We start from the raw sequence: 16,581 nt of genomic DNA on the forward strand, positions 1-16,581 counted from the left end.
CCGGAGACACGACCTACGCTTTACGCCGGACCTTCCGACGTCCACGCAGCCTTTTGTCCGCTATGGTCTTGGCCCGCTTCTCGACATAGTCCAGAATGGTGCCGGTAATATCCTTGCCGGTCGTGGTTTCAATCCCCTCAAGTCCGGGAGAAGAGTTCACCTCCAGCACCTTTGGCCCCTTTTCGGTTCTGAGCAGATCGACACCAGCCACTGACAGGCCGAGGATGCGGGCTGCCCGGATAGCCGTCGCCCGCTCTTCGCGGGTGATCTTGATTTTGGAAGCCTTGCCGCCTTTATGCAGGTTGCTGCGGAAATCACCGTCACTGCCGGTTCGCTTCATGGCGGCGACAACCCGGTTTCCAATCACAAAACAGCGCACATCGGTACCTGCCGCTTCCTTGACAAATTCCTGAATCAGGATGTCAGCGTCCAGGCCGCGGAAGGCATCAACAACTGATTCCGCCGCTTTTTTTGTTTCCGCCAACACCACACCCTTGCCCTGCGTTCCCTCCAGCAGCTTGAGCACAAGTGGTGCCCCTCCCACGATTCCGATAAGGTCATCGGTGTCGCTGGGCGAACTGGCGTAACCCGTAACCGGCATGCCAACACCCTGGGCCGCCAGCAGCTGGTGTGCATAGAGCTTGTCCCGGGACCGGCGTATGGCATCGGAAGAATTCAGGCAAAAGATGTTCATGGCCTCGAACTGGCGCACAATGGCCGTGCCATAAGAGGTGATTGAGGCCCCGATACGGGGAATAACCGCATCATACCCCTGTAAAACCGCCCCGCCGTAACGGACTTCGGGTTTGGCTGAGGTAATATTCATATAACAGCGTTTTGTGTTGATGATATCCATGCTGTGGCCACGGCGTTCCGCTTCTTCCAACAGGCGGCGTGAAGAGTAGTTGTCCGGTTCGCGACTCAGCAACAGGATTTTGAGGGGCCGGTGTTCAGGTTCCACAGGAACCAGATCATCATATAAGCTGCCTGACAAAACGCCGCACAGGCACGACTGCACAGGATCCACAATGACGCGGCCTTCCAGGGCAGACCGCCCCAGAAGCATCCGGTAGGCCATATTCTCCCGGTAAGTCAGGGATATTTCCACCGGCCAGGCCTCACCGCCAATTCCCAGTGTGGTGGCGATGATGTGACGAAGCTCGGTCTGTCCGTTGGAACTGGTCACTTCCCTTTTGTCCACAAGCGGCGCCGTGCAATGGATCTCGATGTCAGGCCTTTCCGGCAGAGGATGCACGCCGAAGGAGACCATTTTCTTTCCGCGTTCGGTAAATTCATATATGCCGAAAGCATGCAGGGCAGAAGTCTTGGCGCCGGTATCCACCTTTGCCTTTATGGCTGGCAACCCCAGATCAGGCAGGGCCAACCATTCTTCCCAGCCCACTTTTACCTTTTTCACCTCTGACGTCATTCCATTCCTTTCCCGTTCCGGATTTTCATGATCTAACTAGCCTACCAACATGAATGATTTAGGTCATTGCCTCAATGGAAATGAAGCTTTACTCTCTTTCTCTAATAGGGAAAACAATTAGTTTGAAAAATGCATTATAATGGGAGCAACCGGCCTAAAGAGCGTTTGTCCCATAGTGCAGTTTCAGCGCAAAAGGGTGATGTAATGTCTGAAGAAAAAAGTAACATGTCCATGGACGAAAATCTGCGCAACAGGGCCCTGCTCAGCAGCCGCGTCTTCCTGCTTGTCCAGTGGCCGGCCTATATTGTCCTGGGGATTGTCGGCCTTCTGCTGCCGGCACTGACCCATGTGGACCAGGCGGCATTGATGGGGGCCATTCTTCTGGGCATGGCATTCACCAAAATCATCATCATGATCAAGACAGGTCGTGGGCCGGGGACCTGTTTCTGCTGGCGCGCCGGTGTCACCGCCCTCAACATCCTCGCCAGTTTTCTGATTCTGGCCAATCCCCTTCCCTTCGAGATACCCCTGCATATGATTGTTGGCGCCTATATGGTGCCGGCAAGTTTCTATGTGGTTCTGGAGGGCCGCTATTCCTTCCTCGACAGGCGCATTGAAATTGTCACCTACAGCGGTTTTCTGGGCATGGCCATCGGCGCTTCCGTCTTCAGCGGCTTTCCGGATATCGCTTTCTGGACACCGACTTTCGCCTATAGCCTGTATCTCCTGATCCTGGGATATACGTCCCAGCACTTTACTTTCCTGAAGATTTCCGGAGGAGACTTTCAGAGCCCCGACCAGGCTTAAAGACGGCCGGTTTCAGCCCTGGCGTGCCGGACCTGTTTCCCTGGTGTCTCCTGGTCCGGGCATCCTGAAACTGTGCAATGCCGGCAACCGCACCCAGACGGTCAATATAACCATGCCAATGAAAATGATCTGATCCGGATAAAAAAACCGGCCCTCATGGGGGCCGGCTTCCATAGTGATCTGTTGAAAAGTCTAGCGGGTCAGCTTTTTATATTGCAGACGGTGCGGACGATCAGCCGCGGCGCCGAGACGACGATGGCGGTCTGCTTCATATTCCTGATAATTGCCTTCGAACCAGACCACCTCTGAATTACCTTCATAGGCCAGGATATGCGTGGCAATACGGTCCAGGAAGAAACGATCATGCGAAATGATCACCGCGCAACCGGCAAAATCCTCAAGCGCAGCTTCGAGCGCAGACAGGGTTTCCACATCCAGATCGTTGGTTGGCTCATCGAGCAGAAGAACATTGGCCGGGCGGCGCAGCATCTTGGCCAGATGAACGCGGTTACGTTCCCCTCCGGACAGCTGACCGAGTTTTTTCTGCTGGTCGGTGCCTTTGAAATTAAAGTTGCTGACATAAGCGCGGGTCGGCACATCCCGGCCGTTGAAATCAAACATATCCAGCCCATCGGAGATTTCCTGCCAGACAGTTTTACTGTCATCCAGGGCATCGCGGCTCTGGTCCACATACCCAAGCTGCACGGTTTCGCCAAGGCGCAGGGTTCCGTTGTCCGGCTCTTCCTGCCCGGTGATCATGCGGAACAGGGTGGTTTTACCGGCACCGTTGGGGCCGATAATACCGACGATACCACCCGGCGGCAGGCGGAAATTGAGATCTTCAAACAGCAACTTATCACCATAGGCCTTGCTCAGGTGCTCTGCCTCGATCACAACCTGACCAAGACGCGGGCCCACAGGGATCATGATTTGTGTGCTATCGACACGCTGTTCCTGCGCCTTTTCCAGCAGATCGTCATAGGCCTTGATACGGGCCTTGCTTTTTGACTGACGCGCTTTCGGGGATTGCCGGATCCATTCCAGTTCCCTGTTCAGGGTCCGCTGGCGGGATTCCTCAACCTTGGCTTCCTGGCGCAGACGCTTGTCCTTCATTTCCAACCATGCGGAATAGTTGCCCTCGAAAGGATAGGCATGACCACGGTCAAGCTCCAGCACCCAGCCCACCACATTGTCGAGGAAGTAGCGGTCATGGGTCACCAGAACCACAGTACCGGCATAGGCCTGCAGATGCTGTTCCAGCCAGGCCACGGATTCCGCATCCAGGTGGTTGGTGGGCTCGTCAAGCATCAGAATATCGGGTTTTTCCAGAAGCAGACGGCACAGCGCCACCCGGCGGCGTTCCCCACCGGACAGCTTGGTCACATCCGCATCGCCCGGCGGGCAGCGCAGGGCCTCCATCGCCAGTTCCACCTTGCTGTCCAGGTCCCAGGCATCGGCGGCATCTATTTTTTCCTGCAGCTCACCCTGTTCGGCAATCAGGGCATTCATTTCGTCGTCATCCATGGGCTCGGCGAATTTCAGGCTGATTTCCTCAAACCGGTCAACGATGTGCTTGAGCTCGCCCATGCCTTCCATCACATTGGCAAAGACGTTCTTCTCCGGATCCAGATACGGCTCCTGTGGCAGGTAGCCAACCTGGACACCTTCCGCCGCCCAGGCTTCGCCGGAAAAATCCTTGTCCATGCCGGCCATGATTTTCATCAGGGTCGATTTACCGGCGCCGTTGACCCCGATCACGGCAATCTTGGCGCCCGGCAGAAACGACAGGGTCACATCCTTGAGAACCTGTTTGCCGCCCGGGTAGGTCTTGTTCAGACCCTTCATTACATAACTGTATTGATAAGATGCCATTTCGCCTGAATCCTCATAATAAAATCCGTTGCCCTCTCTTACCGAAAGAGAAGGCAACGGACAAGAGCTTTTCCGGCTTACTGGAGGGTGTTTTTGTAGACTTTGCCCTCTTTCATCACGAAACCGACTTTTTCAAACAACGTCAGGTCTTCCAGGGGGTTCCCCTTTATAGCGATCATGTCCGCCAGATGGCCTTCCTTAACTATGCCCACCCGGTCCTCAATGCCGAACAGTTTTGACGTTTCCCGGGTTGCAGTAATCACCGCCTGCATGGGGGTCATGCCCCATTCAACCATCTTGACCATCTGCTTGCCGTTACCGCCGTGGGGATAAACCCCGGCATCGGTACCGTAAGACAGTTTTACACCGGCCTTGACCGCTTTCTGGAAGCTCTGGCGCTGACGCAGGCCAACCGCCCGTTCCTTGGCAAGGGATTCCTCGGTCATGCCATGCTTGGCGCCTTCCTGCAGGATAAAGTCGTCATTATAGATATCCATGGAAAACCAGGTGCCGTGCTTTTTGGCCAGTTTGATACCCTCGTCATCCAGATAGCTCACATGTTCAATACTGTCGGCCCCGGCCAGGATAGCGGATTTAATGCCCTCTGTACCGTGGGCATGAACCGCCACCTTGCGGCCGGCCATATGAGCCTCATCCACAATCGCTTTCATCTCCTCAAGCGTATATTGCTGGGCACCAACCCTGGTTCCCTTGGAGAAAACGCCGCCGGTGCCGCAGAATTTGATCACATCGACGCCGTATTTCATATTCCGGCGCACTTTCTGGCGCACTTCCCACGGACCATCCGCCACCCCCTCGGACTCTTCACCATATTCAAAGGGCAGCATATTATTGTCGCAATGGCCGCCGGTAATCCCCAGCGACGGACCGGACACCAGCATGCGCGGCCCGGGCACATCGCCGGCATTGATCGCATCCCTGAGTGCCACATCCGTAAAACCGGGGGCGCCCACATTGCGTACAGTAGTAAAGCCAGCTTCAAGCGTGATTTTCGCGTTGGCGACGCCGTAAACCAGTTGACGTGCTGTGGAATGTTGATAGGCGTCATAGCCCCAGATTGGCGATCCCACCAGATGCACATGGCTGTCCATCAGGCCCGGCATCAGGTAGCTGTCCGGCCCGAGGTCGACCACCTCCGCCCCTTCCGGAGCGGCAATTTTGGCGTTCTGACTGACAACTTTCGTAATTTTGTCGTTTTCGATCCAGACAGACATATTGTCCAGCACCGTGCCCTTTTCCACATCAATCAGATGGGCCGCGTTCACAATTTTGATTTTTGGTGTTTCATCAGCCTGTGCCGATGCAGAAAAAGTTGACGCAATAAGCGCCAGGGCCATCATCAGGCCAACTCGTACAGTATTCATTACAGGAACCCCTTCCCATTATCCAATAATGAAAATCATGCACCCTATTGTACAAACATACAAGACCGATTGTGGCCGGTCAGAAAATTGACCGCCTTGTTACTGTTCGTTTTCTTCCGATATGACAGGCAGTTCCCCTGCCTGTCCCCTGTCGCGGAGCAGATAGACAAACCCGTAGATAAAAAGCCGCACCACATAGGGCACAAACAGCCACAAAAGCCAGCCAATGAGATTGACGGTCTCTGTAAATCCGTAAAAAGACAGGACATTCCCCAGACCAACTCCCAGCGGCGCCACCGCTGCCAGCAGGAAAGTCCTCAGCAGTTTTTCAACCGTGACCCGGTTATGATCGATAAAATTCAGGCTGCGCACCAGAACAAACAGGAAATAAAGGATCAGTATGGCCAGCAGGATCAGGGGCATGGTTATTTTCCGAAGACCTCCATCATCAGATATTCCAGCTTTTCCCGGTCAACCTGGTCAAAGGCGGCGGGTTCCGTACTGTCCACATCGAAAACCGCAATAAGTTGACCACCTCTGTCGACAACCGGCACAACAATTTCCGAATTGGTGCGGGAATCGCAGGCGATATGGCCGGGAAAGGCGTGTACATCCTCCACAAGCTGGGTTTCCCTGGTGGCCGCCGCCGCACCGCAAACCCCCCTGCCGAACGGAATACGCAGGCAACCGAGCGTGCCCTGATAGGGTCCGACCACCAGTTCATCCGACTTTTCCGGGTCAACCATATAAAAACCGGTCCAGAAATAGGTTTCAAACGCCTGCGGCAGCAGACAGTTGATGGTCGCCATCCGGGCGATAAGATTGTTTTCGCCTTCCACCACCGCCAGAATTTCCCGAATGACGGAGTCGTAGCGTGCTGATTTTTCGTTCATTCCTGCTCTCATTCCCTACTGTTTGGCCCCGACTATAACACCAGCGATCAAGTGGTTCGAGGAAATAATAAAAGCCTAACCATTTGATTTATATATACTTATTAAAAAATAACAAAATCCGTTATTGACAATTGTTGTTTTGGTGTATTATATTACTACAACACTTAAACACCACAACAGTATACTAGTGCCGAAACGAAGGATTGGAATTTAACAGTGGCAGAACAGTGGAAAAATGATCAGCCCATTTACCTTCAACTGAAGGAGCAGATCCGCACCATGATTCTGGAAGGAATCCTGGCCGAAGGTGAAATGCTTCCGTCAGTTCGCAAGGTTGCTGTGGAATACCAGATCAACCCCATCACCGCCTCCAAAGCCTATAGCGAGCTGGTGGACGAGGGGTTGGTGGAAAAACGAAGAGGTCTTGGAATGTTTGTTCTGGAAGGTGCCAGAGAAAATCTGCTTAAAGCCGAACAGCAAAAATTTCTGGAAGAGGAATGGCCCGAAATCATGAAACGTATCGCCCGTCTGGGCCTGGACCCGAAAAAACTGGTGGCTGAAACCACCGAGAACCAAGCGTGAGGGGTAAAAAGATGAGCAACCTGATTACAGCCCGAAACCTGAAAAAAAGCTACAACAGCTTTAAAGCCCTTAAAGGCGTCAACCTGGATATTGAACGGGGTCAGATCGTTGGCATCATCGGCGCCAACGGCGCCGGGAAGACCACTCTGATCAACACCATCCTCGGCCTGTCCGATTATGAAGGCGAGCTGCATGTGATGGGCCTTGCCCCCTATGCCAACCGGGACGAACTGATGAAAGACGTCTGCTTCATTTCCGATGTGGCGACCCTGCCCAAATGGATGAAAGTGAGCCAGACCATTGATTTCGTCGAGGGTGTGCACCCGAAATTCGACCGCCAGAAAGCTCTTGAACTTCTGTCTGGAACAACGGTGCCGCTGGAGAAAAAAATCCGCCAGCTGTCAAAAGGGATGATCGTCCAGGTTCACCTGGCCCTGGTCATGGCCATCGACGCCAGCCTGCTGGTACTGGATGAACCGACCCTGGGTCTGGATATCCTGAACCGCAAGAAATTCTACAGCCAGCTGCTGGAAGACTATTTCGACGAGGAAAAGACCATTCTCATCACCACCCATCAGGTGGATGAAATCGAGAATATCCTGTCCGAGGTGATTTTCATCCGCGAGGGCCTGATCATGCACAAGGCCTCCATGGAGGAAATCGGTGAGCACTGGTTCGTGCTGCACCCGACGCCGGAATATATTGACGCGGCGCGCGCCCTGGGACCGCTACAGGAACAGAAAAGCCTTGGCCGGACGTCTATGGTCTTCAACAACCGGCCGCGTAATGAACTGGAACAGCTTGGTGATGTCAGCCGGCTCAGCCTGTCTGACCTGTTTGTCACCCTGATGACCCGGGATCAGTGATACCGGGGCGATAAGGAGAAGAGCAATGAACAGCATTTTTGCAGGTGATATTCCTTCCCGGAGCTTCCTCGGCCTTATCAGAGCCCAGGAGCAGGAAGTTGAACGCATCAGGCAACTGAAGCCATTGCATACCCTGATCAACGCTGGACTTGCCGCGCTGCTTGTCAGCATTGCCATAGCCGGCTTCGCCACATTGAACGAGGCCCGAACGGAAAACAACCGCATCGGCATGTCCCGCAAACAGATGAACGACCAGGTCGTTGTCTGCAGCCTGGACAACTGCCGCATGACAGAAGTTATGGACGCCTGAAACCGGCCGAGATTAACGGAGATAAAGAAATGAAAACCGATATCATGAAAGTCACCGGATACAGTCCCTTTAAAACCCTCCTGCTGAGGGAGTTCTGGGAAAACCGTCGAAGCATTTTCTACGGTCCGATGGTCGGTGGCGGCATCAGCCTGTTTCTGGTCCTGATCGCCCTGTTTGGCGGCTACATCGGCATACAAACGACAGAAATTGAAATCAATGGCGTTAATTACTACAGCATCATCGACCTGCTTGACGAGTACGGCAAGGTGAGCCCTGAAAAACAGCAGGAAATTATTGGCCTAAGCATGGTGGTGGCCATTGTCTTCATCGGCATCATCGCCTGGTTCAGTATGGTGTTCAACAGCCTTGGTTGCCTCTATGACGAACGCAAGGACAACAGCATCCTGTTCTGGAAATCCATGCCGGTTTCAGATCTGCAGACCGTGGCGGCCAAAACCGTCAGCAATATGTTTGTCACGCCCCTGGTTGCCCTCGGCTTTGCTTATGTCAACCAGTTGCTGGTGGTTGTGCTGATCTCCATTGTTGCTCTGGCGGGTGGGCATAATGCCTGGGATCTCTTCATCCAACCCGCCAATCTGCCGGCCCTGTTCCTTACGGAACTGGTCGTGGTGATCATGTACAGCCTGTGGGCCATGCCGATCTTTGCCTATCTGATCCTGGCTTCTGCCTTCGCCAAACGGACACCGCTGCTGACCGCCATTATCCCGCCGGTGGTTGTGATTGTCGGGGAATATATCCTCTACGGCCAGTCCTATCTGGCGAGTTGGATCGGCAACCAGCTAAACGGACTGAGCGTCTTTGTGACAGCCTCCGACAACGAAAATGTGCAAATTTCCGTGACTGAAGCCTCGGGCATCCTGCAGAGCGCCAGCCTGCCCTCCTTCTGGATTGGCCTGGCCATCGCCGCCGCCCTGCTCTGGGCCGCCACTCAGCTGCGCCGTCGCAGCAACCAGTGAGTCGGCAAAATCGAGATCCTATTGGGAGCTAACTCCTGATATCTTCCACTGCCCCGGCCCTGCGCCGGGGCTTTTTTTTATGACAAAGCCGAAACCGTAACAATATTGAAACATTGCCAATCAGGCTTTTTTCTTTTGTATACAATCCACTAAAAACACCTCAGCGCGCCACTGTAACAAACGTCATATATCTGTCACTTACACCCTACAAAGCTTCATATTCCTATCATTGCATTGCAACAGATTCCCCGGAATATCCGCCTCGATCTCATTGTTGATTTCATCGAACCAGAAACTCCCGTTAACCCAGGCTACCCGAGGGGAAGAAAATGATATTCCTACACAACAGATCGACATTCTACCGGTCAACCACAGCCATGGCGCTGGCCCTGCTGTCCACCGCAACACTGGCCATCGAAGCACAGGCCGTGGAGACCACATCAAGCATCCAGGGTCAAGTCATGACCGAAGCTGGCGTTCCGGCTGGAAACGCCACAGTAACCATCACTCACACCCCGTCCGGCTCCAGAAAAGTTGTTGAAACGGACTCCGGCGGCTCATTTCACACCGCCGGCCTGCGTGTAGGCGGTCCCTACAGCATCACCGTTGAAAGCAGCTCCGGCAACGGCCGCCAGGATAATATTTTCCTGACCCTGGGCGAGGCCTCTGACGTCACTGTCACTCTTCAGGCCATCGCACTCGAGGAAATCGTCGTCACTGGCGCTGCCGGCAGCGGCCAGATCAAAATGGGCATGTCTTCCTCGTTCGATGAAGAGCGCCGTCAGGGCATCCCGGCCACCAGCCGCGACCTGCATGATTTTGTTCGCGTCGATCCCTTGGTCACCGTCGACCCGACAAACAGCAACGCCATCAGCATTGCCGGGTCCAACAACCGCTTTAACAGCCTGACCATCGACGGCGTGAAACAGAACGACGACTTCGGCCTCAACAACGGCGGCTATCCAACCCAGAGAAGCCCGATCATCCTTGACGTGATCGACCAGCTCTCTGTAAATGCCGCTCCCTTCGATGCCCAGTACGGCGGCTTCCAGGGCGGTAACATCAACGTTGTCACCAAGTCTGGCACCAACGAGTTCCACGGCGCCGCTTGGTTCTATTACCGTGATGACAGCCTGACCGGCGACAACATCGACGGCGAGGCACAGGAACTGGACTTCGAGGAAAAAGTCTATGGCGCCACCGTCGGCGGCCCGATCATCCAGGACAAACTTTTCTTCCAGGTGGCTTATGAGAAACAGGAATCAACTGAACCGTTCGACACGGGACCGGCCGGCGCAGGTTTCACCAATGACATTGACGGTGTCACCAAGGCGGATGTGGATGAAATCATTTCCCTCGCCGACAGCGTCTATGGCTATGATGCCGGTTCCTATGAAGACGCCCGCAGCATCGACGAGGAAGACGAGAAAATCTTCGCCAAGATCGACTGGAACGTCAGTGACGATCACCGTGCCGCCTTCACCTACCAGCGCGCCAAGGGCAACAACATCAACCCGCAGAATACTTCTGGCAATAACTATGGCCTGATTTCCAACTGGTATAACAAGACCGAAACCATGAACAGCTATGCGCTGCAGGTCTTCTCCGACTGGACGGGAAATTTCTCCACCGAGGTTCGTGTCTCCTACAAGGAAGTTGAAACCCTGCAGGAAAGCATGACCGGCAATGACTTCGCCCTGATGGAAATTGCCACCGCAGGCGGCGGCACCGTCTATATCGGTCCCGATTATTATCGACATGCCAACTATCTGGACAACAACACCTGGCAGATCAAGCTCGCCGGCACCTATTATCTCGACAACCATGAGATCACCGGCGGTTACGAACGGGAAATGCTGGATGTGTTCAACCTGTTTGTTCCCGGCAGCCGCGGCACCTATGAATTTGACAGTATCGCGGATTTTGCCAGTCAGACGGCCGCCTCCCTGTTCTACAACAACGCCAGTACCAACAATGCAGACGACGGTGCGGCGAGCTTCGGCTATAATATCGACACCCTTTATCTGCAGGACAACTGGACCGTCAACGACCAGTTGAACCTGATGTTCGGTGTCCGATACGAGCGCTACAGCTCCGGCGATGATCCGCGCCTCAACCAGGATTTTGCGGCTTTGCACGGCTTTGGCAATGATGAAACCATCGACGGGCTGGACATCATCATGCCGCGTTTCGGCTTCAACTACGCCCATGATGACCGCCTGACCGTTCGCGGCGGTGCCGGTCTCTTCTCCGGAGGCAACCCCAATGTGTGGATTTCCAACAGCTACTCCAACGATGGGGTAACCATCGTCAATACCTTCATTCCGGGACCGTTAACTGTCCTTGATGGCTTCAACCTGCCCCAGGACGCGCTGGATAACGTGGCCGGTGGAGACGCATCAGGCGATGTCAACTATATCGACCCAAGCTTCGAAATCCCGCGGGCCTGGAAATTCAATCTGGCGGTTGACTATGATCTGGACCTGGGCTCCATGGGCGACGGCTGGCGGATCACCGCAGAAGCTCTCTATAGTAAAACCGACAAAGGCACAGCCTGGGTAGACTCCTGTCTGGACCAGACCGGTACCGCCCCGGACGGGCGCCCGATCTATTCAAGCCTTTGTGATGGCAGCGACCAGCACCTTGGGCTGATCAATTCCGAAGACGGAGAAAGCACCGTCTTTGTCCTGTCCCTGCAGAAAGAGTTTGAAAGCGGTCTGGACTTCTTCTTCTCCTACACCCACACGGACTCCAAGGACATCAATCCCGGAACCAGCTCCACAGCTTCTTCCAACTACGCCAAAATGGCCTTTGATGACCCGAACAATCCGAAACTGGCCACGTCCAACTATGAGATCGAGCACAAGTTCGTGTTGAACCTGAACTATCGCAAAGAATTTGTTGAGAATTGGGAAAGCCAGTTCGGTCTCTTGTTCACCAGCCAGTCCGGTCGCCCGTTCAGCTATACCTATGACGGGAACAGCACCTTCGGCAACCCGGACAATTACCGTGACAGCCAGCTGCTCTATGTGCCGACAGGGGCAAATGATCCGCTGGTGGTTCTGGATGGCATTTCCCAGGCAGATTTCGATGCCTTCCTGGAATCCAGCGGTCTGGACAAATACCGGGGTGAGATTGCCCCGCGTAACACCTTCAACACCGACTGGGTCACCACCGTGGACTTCAAGTTCCGCCAGGAAGTGCCCGGCTTCATGGAAGGTCACAAAGGGGTCTTTACCTTTGAAATCCAGAACCTGACCAACCTGATCAACAACAGCTGGGGCCGGTATAACTATGTCCCGTTCCACTATGTTGAGCCGGTTGTCAGCACCGCGATCGACGGCGATCACTATGTCTATAGCGACCTGAACACCGACGCCGGTGAACAGGATACCAATACCCTGGCATCGCTGTGGAAAATCCGTCTCGGCCTGCGGTATGAATTCTAGGTCACACACCTGAACCATTCCCGGGCGGCAGGACACTGCCGCCCTTTTCCGTTTTCAAGTTCAGAAGAGTAAGGATCATGCAGATTTCCAGAAGACAGTTTCACCGGTGCGCAGCCTCACTTCTTGCAGCCGGAACCTTTTCCTCCTTGCCATTGCAGGCCCTTGCCCTGCCGGAACGAAACGTCTCCGGCCAGCAGCTGAACCTGATTGCCTTCGGCTCCTGTGCCCAGCAGGAACAGGAACAACCCATCTGGGATAAAATCTCCGCCCTTGATCCCGATCTATTTGTTTTCCTTGGCGACACCGTTTACGCCAACACGGAGATTGCAGACAAAATGGCCGGTGATTATGACTTATTGGCCAGGCAAGATACGTTTCGGGCCTTCCGGGAAAAAACCCGGATGATCGGTATCTGGGATGATCACGATTACGGCACCAATGACGGCGGCAAAAACTATGTCATGAAAAAACAGGCCAAACAGATCTTTCTGGATTTCTTTGATGAACCCCGGGACAGTGAACGGCGCACCCGCGACGGCGGCATCTATACCTCCTATCTGTTTGGTCCGAAAGGCCGCCGCATCCATATCATCCTGCCCGATTTGCGCTATGAACGCGACGACACCCCTTATGACTTCAGCACAGATAGTTATCACCAACAACACCGCAATGTGGCGGGCCTCGGCCCCTTCCTGCCCAATCTTGACCCCAGTGCCCGGATCATGAGCGACACACAATGGAAATGGCTGGAAGAAGAACTGAAGGTGCCGGCCGAACTGAAAATCATCGGCAGCGGCATACAGTTTGTCGCCGCCACCTCGGGCTGGGAGGGCTGGGCCCAGTTTCCCCATGAACGTACCCGCCTGATCCGGCTGATCGAAAAAACCCGCACCGATGGCGTGCTGTTCATCAGCGGAGATATCCATCGGGGTGAATTTTCCATGCTGCCTGTGGCCTCCCGGGAAAAGGCGCCCTATCCGATCTGGGATTTTTCCTCGAGCGGCCTGCAGGCTAAAATGTATCCCGGCATCAACCCCAACCGGTTCCGCTTTAACAATATGTATTATGACCAGGCCAACTTCGGCCTGATCCAAATAGACTGGAACCTGCCGGACCCGCAAATCACGGCTGAAATCAGAAATGCAAACGGGGAAATGGTCCTGCAGCATACAATTGCCCTGGGCGATCTGCGGGGCGGCTGGCACCGCGTTGCGGCTGAATAAGCGCCCAGATTACATAGCTTCCGGACCAGCATCAGGAATTACTGTTAACCGAATGGTTATTTTTCTGATATATCAATATATCTGTATATAATAAATAAATCGGAAGGTGGTCCTGCCCCCTGCCGATCTTCGGTTTCTGCGACGGGATTCCACTACCTTGTCAAAGCGCAAGAATAAAAATATACAACAAGGCCATAGGGAAGCGAGAGGCTCGCTGGCACATAATGCCATTGCAAAAGCCGTACCGCCCATTCTGGCCATCACCATTCTTGTGTGCAGCATCTCCTTCTACCTTGTCAGAAATAATTACGAGGATGAATTGCTGGATGGTCTCCGGTCCTATATGGAGCAGCGTATAGACAGGGAAAGCCGTCTGTTTGACGACATTCGCCAGCTTCATGAAAGCGCCAGGGCAGAGTTTATCCGCCGCCTGGATGATCCTGCCCCCACCGACCTGGAAGAACGTTTTGATCAGCTTTTCCCCCTGATGCCTGACGGCACAAGACGTAGCAATCCGTTGCTGTTTGACGGCATGAAGCTGGCGGACAATGTCCCGGTGCGGGGGTTTGGCGCCTTTATCTCGGACGGTAGGGACCTCTCTCTGAATGACAAAAAAAACCTCCTGACAGTTTTTTATATCGTTCGCGATTTTGGCTATACGAACCTTGCCCGTTTCTCCAATTTCTATTTTTTCACGCCGGACAACAAATTGCTTATCCTGGCGCCCGATCGGGAGGACAAGCTCCTGTTCTACAGGCAGGATGCTCCTGCGGATTTTAACTACTACAACGAGGAAGTAAACCAGATTACCCTGCCGGAAAATAATCCCGGCAGGACCACACAATGCACCAGCCTGCAGCCGATTATCTATGACCAGACAGACAAAACATGGACAACCGGTTGTATGACCCCCATGGATATTAACGGTAAACATATCGGGGCATGGGGCAGCAGCATTCTCCTGAACGAGCTTCTCGACCATGCCATACTCGAGAGACTCCCGGAAGCCAGAAACATGATTATAACCGACCAGGGAAAACTGATCGCTCATCCAGATATTACTTACCAGGGCGACCAGTCACTGATCCGGCATCTTGATATTCCCACATCTTCCAATGACTATATGAAAGCCGTATTCCAGAAAGTCCGGGAACACGGAAAGAAAAAGGTCTTTCTGATCGATAACCGGGAATATGGTGAATATATTTCGGCAGGCTATATCGAAGGACCAGGCTGGTATTTTCTGACCTCCCTGCCCGCAAGAATGGTTTCCGACCACGCCTTTACCATTGCCTTCGGTCTTCTTCTGATCGGACTCTTTGCCATTCTGGCCACCTCGGGCGTGATTTACTTTGTGGTCAAAAACACAATTGTACGGCCGGTTTCCGAACTGGCAGAAACCAGCAACCAGATTGCCCTGGGCAGGTTCATCGATCTCGAGGACAACGAGGAACTGAGCAAACTTACCGGCCGGTCAGATGAAATAGGCGGACTGGCCAATGACTTCAACGCCATGGCGCTTCAGCTCAAAAGCTTGTTCCAGTCCCTCGAAGACAAGGTGGAAAAACGGACAACAGATCTGAACAAAGCTAAAAAAGAGGCCGAGCGGGCCAACCGGGCCAAATCCGCCTTCCTGGCCAATATGAGCCACGAAATAAGAACTCCCCTGAACGGCATCATCGGTATCCTGGACATTCTGGAAAAAAGAAATCTGGACGACCAGACAAGACATTATGTCGAAACGGCGGAACATTCGTCACGCATCCTGCTTGACCTGATCAATGATATCCTTGACCTGACCCGGCTTGAGGCCGGCAAACTTCAGCTCCACAACAGCAGCGTCAATCTCGGCGAGGTCACGGCAGATATTCTCAAGGGACTTGCCATCCAGGCGGAAAACAAAAAACTGGAACTGGCCGGTGATGTCAGCAACTCAAGCTCCTTCTGGGTCAAGATCGACGCCAAGGCCTACCGTCAAATTCTGCTCAATCTGGTCGGTAACGCCATCAAGTTCACTGAAGACGGACAGATTGCGGTCAGTCTTGCCATGGAAGACCTGAAAAATGGGACTGTCCGGGCCGTTCTGTCTGTCCGCGATACGGGTATTGGTATTTCCGAAGAAGATCTGCCGCGATTGTTCGACCGTTTCGAACAAGTCACTGCCCATCATGAACATAAATATCAGGGAACCGGGCTGGGACTGGCCATCTGTCATCAGTTGGTCGAGTTGATGTCCGGGACCATACGCGCGGAAAGCATGGTCGATCAGGGCTCCATCTTCACTGTCGAATTTGTACTGGACATCGCCAAAGCGCCCGCAAATGCCAACAGCAGGAAGCGGCAGGACCAGGATGTTCCACCTGATCTGAAGATTCTGGCTGTGGATGATAACCAGATCAACCGCATGATCATTGAAAAAATGTGCCAGTCCCTGAAGATGGAAACCGCCATGGCGAGCGGCGGACAGGAGGCAATCGATATTGTGCGTAAGACAATGGAAGCCAAAGCCGCCCCCTTTGATCTGTTGCTTCTGGATATCAGCATGCCCGACAAGGATGGACCGCAAACCCTTGCCGAGATTCGCTGTCTTGGCGACTGGGCAGTTCATGTCCCTGCCATAGCCCTGACGGCGCATTCGCTGGACGGGGATCGCGAAAGATTCCTTCTGCAGGGAATGGCCGGATATGTCGCCAAGCCCGTTGACCTGAAACTCCTGGCCAGCGAAATCAGAAATGTATTGCAAAAACCCGCAAAGAGCAGGGTATCATAAAGGCAGCCCTTTACTCTT

At 53.7% G+C, this 16,581-nt stretch carries 13 protein-coding genes; 8 read left to right on the forward strand and 5 right to left on the reverse strand.

All coding sequences use genetic code 11. The features are described 5' to 3' along the window. Positions 1-13: 13 nt before the first annotated feature. A complete protein-coding gene (rimK, locus tag ACN0YD_RS10980) occupies positions 14-1,429 on the reverse strand; it encodes a 30S ribosomal protein S6--L-glutamate ligase (RefSeq protein WP_417319702.1) in 1,416 nt (471 codons plus the stop codon). 204 nt (positions 1,430-1,633) lie between these two features. Between rimK and ACN0YD_RS10985 the strand changes: the two genes are divergently transcribed. Then, positions 1,634-2,236, forward strand: coding sequence for a hypothetical protein (locus ACN0YD_RS10985; RefSeq protein WP_417319704.1), 603 nt, complete (start codon positions 1,634-1,636; stop codon positions 2,234-2,236). Between the two features lie 192 nt (positions 2,237-2,428). Here the strand turns inward: ACN0YD_RS10985 and ettA are convergent, their stop codons facing one another. From ettA to ACN0YD_RS11005, 4 genes are all read right to left on the reverse strand, one after another. Beyond that, a complete protein-coding gene (ettA, locus tag ACN0YD_RS10990) occupies positions 2,429-4,108 on the reverse strand; it encodes an energy-dependent translational throttle protein EttA (RefSeq protein ID WP_417319706.1) in 1,680 nt (559 codons plus the stop codon). Between the two features lie 77 nt (positions 4,109-4,185). Continuing rightward, positions 4,186-5,493, reverse strand: a complete 1,308-nt coding sequence (locus ACN0YD_RS10995) for an amidohydrolase family protein (RefSeq protein WP_417319708.1) — start codon at positions 5,491-5,493, stop codon at positions 4,186-4,188. A gap of 99 nt (positions 5,494-5,592) precedes the next feature. After that, entirely contained in the window at positions 5,593-5,916 is a 324-nt protein-coding gene (locus ACN0YD_RS11000) for a hypothetical protein (protein ID WP_417319710.1), read from the reverse strand. A 2-nt stretch (positions 5,917-5,918) separates the two neighbouring features. Then, on the reverse strand, positions 5,919-6,386 hold the full coding sequence (locus ACN0YD_RS11005) for a GAF domain-containing protein (protein ID WP_417319712.1): 468 nt from the start codon (positions 6,384-6,386) through the stop codon (positions 5,919-5,921). A 216-nt stretch (positions 6,387-6,602) separates the two neighbouring features. Between ACN0YD_RS11005 and ACN0YD_RS11010 the strand changes: the two genes are divergently transcribed. From ACN0YD_RS11010 to ACN0YD_RS11040, 7 genes are all read left to right on the forward strand, one after another. Beyond that, positions 6,603-6,968, forward strand: a complete 366-nt coding sequence (locus ACN0YD_RS11010; protein ID WP_417319714.1) for a GntR family transcriptional regulator — start codon at positions 6,603-6,605, stop codon at positions 6,966-6,968. A gap of 11 nt (positions 6,969-6,979) precedes the next feature. After that, positions 6,980-7,834, forward strand: coding sequence for an ABC transporter ATP-binding protein (locus ACN0YD_RS11015; RefSeq protein WP_417319716.1), 855 nt, complete (start codon positions 6,980-6,982; stop codon positions 7,832-7,834). Positions 7,835-7,859: 25 nt separating this feature from the next. Further along, on the forward strand, positions 7,860-8,144 hold the full coding sequence (locus tag ACN0YD_RS11020) for a hypothetical protein (RefSeq protein ID WP_417319718.1): 285 nt from the start codon (positions 7,860-7,862) through the stop codon (positions 8,142-8,144). Positions 8,145-8,173: 29 nt separating this feature from the next. Continuing rightward, positions 8,174-9,121, forward strand: a complete 948-nt coding sequence (locus ACN0YD_RS11025) for a hypothetical protein (protein ID WP_417319720.1) — start codon at positions 8,174-8,176, stop codon at positions 9,119-9,121. A 329-nt stretch (positions 9,122-9,450) separates the two neighbouring features. Continuing rightward, the gene (locus tag ACN0YD_RS11030) at positions 9,451-12,570 is read left to right on the forward strand and encodes a TonB-dependent receptor (RefSeq protein ID WP_417319721.1); all 3,120 of its coding nucleotides are present in this window, start codon (positions 9,451-9,453) and stop codon (positions 12,568-12,570) included. Positions 12,571-12,647: 77 nt separating this feature from the next. Continuing rightward, positions 12,648-13,793, forward strand: a complete 1,146-nt coding sequence (locus ACN0YD_RS11035; protein WP_417319724.1) for an alkaline phosphatase D family protein — start codon at positions 12,648-12,650, stop codon at positions 13,791-13,793. Positions 13,794-13,950: 157 nt separating this feature from the next. Further along, positions 13,951-16,563, forward strand: a complete 2,613-nt coding sequence (locus ACN0YD_RS11040) for an ATP-binding protein (protein ID WP_417319726.1) — start codon at positions 13,951-13,953, stop codon at positions 16,561-16,563. The last annotated feature ends 18 nt before the right edge of the window (positions 16,564-16,581 follow it).

This window comes from Emcibacter sp. (genome assembly GCF_048269205.1).
Taxonomy (GTDB): Bacteria; Pseudomonadota; Alphaproteobacteria; order Sphingomonadales; family Emcibacteraceae; genus Emcibacter.